This window comes from Mycobacterium sp. (genome assembly GCF_049281135.1).
Lineage (GTDB): Bacteria > Actinomycetota > Actinomycetes > Mycobacteriales > Mycobacteriaceae > Mycobacterium.
Window position 1 is genome coordinate 1 of sequence record NZ_JBAPRN010000341.1, and the last position, 1,744, is coordinate 1,744.

The following is a 1,744-nucleotide window of genomic DNA, read 5'->3' on the forward strand; positions in this document are numbered from 1 at the left end:
TCCCCGAGCCGCGATCGGACGGTGTCCAGGTCCGGTCGGTTGCCGCGCCGCGACTGGCAAAATCGATACCCAGCAGATCGAATTCCGCTTCGAGCCAGCCGACGCCGACGCCGAGAATGAGACGCCCGTGACTGAGGTCGTGAATGGTGGCCGCCTGCTTGGCCAGCAGCACCGGATCCCGTAGCGGCATGATCAACACAGATGTGCCCAGGGTGATCCGGTCGGTCGACGCCGCAAGAAATCCCAAGGTGGCCAGCGCGTCGACGTTGTTACCGTAGGCGTCCAACATGTCCGGGGGGAACAGCACATGGTCGTCCGCCCCGATTGCGATTCTCCGGTCGGCCCTGATCAATTGGTGGGCGTGGTGATTGGTTGGAGGAACAGCTCACGTTCCAGATTGACGAGCTCGGGGGCTTGGTCAACGGTCGATCCCGACAGGTACCACGCGTCGAAGATCCGCACCACGTTGTCCTGATCGATCGCGAGGAATGCCTCGTCGGCGGGATCGAGCTCGGCCAGCCGGGTAGCCGTGTTCCGGCGCGCAGCAGATCGTTGATACTGCCGGTGCCGTCCTCGCTCTCGAGCTGGGTGAAGCGAATAGTGTTGACTGGGACGTCCCTCCGATGTCCACGGAGATTAGTGACATCGCCACGGTTCGCCCGTTGTAGGGGATGGTGAACAGCATTCTGCTAGCGCCCTGGGAACAGGGGTCGTGGGTGAAGAAGGCGATGATGGGGCGCCGTAGAAATCGCCGCGCAGTTGGCGACGGTGTCTTGGGCATACACCGACACCTGGTAGGGCGTGTCGGCGGAATAGACCCTGATCGGGACGACGCGCAGCGGATTAGCCGACGGCGTCGTACCCGTCGGGCTCGATGTCGGTGGGTTGGTCGCGCTTGCCGGCGCCGGCGGGGTTGGACCAGACGAACTCGACGTCGCGGCAGCAGCGATGACGGTGTTCGACGTCAGGGCACCGTTCGTGTACGAAATGCTCGTTTTGGCGCGGCCCAGGGGGCAGCAGGAAAGCGATGTCCTGCGCGATCTCATCGATCTCAGGGACGACAAGGGTCCCTCTCTGGAACTGCGCCTGCCGTGGTTACAGCGCGGCCGGCCCGGCCGACGGCAACTGCGGGACGACCAGCCCGTGCAAGCTCACCTTCCCGTCGACCGCGTCGAAGATCGCGACGCTGCCCAAGACGGGAATAGCCGAGGACGCGAGATCACCCGGGTCGAAGCACTGCAACTCGAGCACGGCAACCATGGGACCCTCGGCACCCAGCCGTCCGTAGTGCATCTTGTCGGTGTTAAGGTTCGGGCCGGTTTCGCATAGTGGGGCCGAGCTTCGGGGAGCTGGAGCCTGATGGGTCGTTTTGGTGCGTGGTTGACCGGCTACTTTTGGCTTGCCTGCCCGGCCTGTGGGGATGACTTCTCCGGCCGTGACTGGAACATGGACCAATCGCGGCACCTGTCATCGGTGCCGGGCGGCGCGTTCGGCAACGGTCGCGGCATTTGTCGACGTTGCCAAGCCGACGGCGTCGGTGATCGCGCCTGGGCCGGGTCCATGCCGATATCCGTGCGGCTGGTAGCCAGCCGACCCATGACCGGGTCGGCCGCCGACGAGATCCGGCAATCTCTGGTGGCGTTTCTGCCGGAGGCCGCATGCTCTCGGTGAGCTGACATCCTCAGCCTGACCAACGACGGCCACCACCCAGATCGATCTGTCCCTCGTGCCGCCAGCCAGCTCG

The 1,744-nt window shown here is 64.7% G+C and carries 3 protein-coding genes; 1 reads left to right on the forward strand and 2 read right to left on the reverse strand.

What is annotated here, in order from left to right; all coding sequences use genetic code 11:
- Together WAN02_RS13800 and WAN02_RS13805 are read right to left on the reverse strand one after the other, a co-directional pair.
- On the reverse strand, positions 1-307 hold a 307-nt coding region (locus WAN02_RS13800), incomplete at its 3' end, for an LLM class flavin-dependent oxidoreductase (protein ID WP_422264758.1).
- Positions 308-1,095: 788 nt separating this feature from the next.
- Positions 1,096-1,293, reverse strand: a complete 198-nt coding sequence (locus tag WAN02_RS13805) for a hypothetical protein (RefSeq protein ID WP_422264759.1) — start codon at positions 1,291-1,293, stop codon at positions 1,096-1,098.
- A gap of 66 nt (positions 1,294-1,359) precedes the next feature.
- Here WAN02_RS13805 and WAN02_RS13810 point away from each other — a divergent pair, with 66 nt between their 5' ends.
- On the forward strand, positions 1,360-1,671 hold the full coding sequence (locus tag WAN02_RS13810) for a hypothetical protein (RefSeq protein WP_422264760.1): 312 nt from the start codon (positions 1,360-1,362) through the stop codon (positions 1,669-1,671).
- Positions 1,672-1,744 lie beyond the last annotated feature (73 nt).

What these genes read in the sequence shown, in the direction of transcription:
- WAN02_RS13805 (WP_422264759.1), bottom strand. Translation starts at nt 1,293, where the DNA reads ATGCACTACGGACGGCTGGGTGCCGAGGGTCCCATGGTTGCCGTGCTC.
- WAN02_RS13810 (WP_422264760.1), top strand. Translation starts at nt 1,360, where the DNA reads ATGGGTCGTTTTGGTGCGTGGTTGACCGGCTACTTTTGGCTTGCCTGC.